The 243-nt window shown below is 65.8% G+C and carries 1 protein-coding gene; it reads right to left on the bottom strand.

Translation table 11 applies throughout. The annotated features are described in order from the left end of the window. Positions 1-243 (bottom strand): ABC transporter permease (locus KVS69_RS20285; protein WP_217540086.1); only part of this gene is annotated, 243 nt, incomplete at both ends.

Here is a 243-nt window from a genome sequence, read left to right as displayed (position 1 = left end):
GCCACAGCGCCAGCGCGGCCAGCACCACCACGAAACCGATCATCAGCGCGTACGCTACCCACAGCGGCACGTCGCCCGTACCCAGCAGGCCGTAGCGGAACGCGTTCACCATGTAGAAGATCGGGTTCGCGTGCGTGGCCGCTCCCGCCCACGTCGGCAGCAGCTTCACCGAATAGAACACGCCGCCCAGGTAGGACAGCGGGGTCAGGATGAAGGTCGGCACGATCGCCACGTCATCGAACT

This window comes from Stenotrophomonas sp. GbtcB23 (assembly GCF_019091045.1).
In the GTDB taxonomy this organism is placed as follows: Bacteria; Pseudomonadota; Gammaproteobacteria; order Xanthomonadales; family Xanthomonadaceae; genus Stenotrophomonas; species Stenotrophomonas rhizophila_A.
The sequence above is the reverse complement of the archived record's forward strand: the minus strand, read 5'-3'. Positions and strand labels throughout refer to the sequence as shown.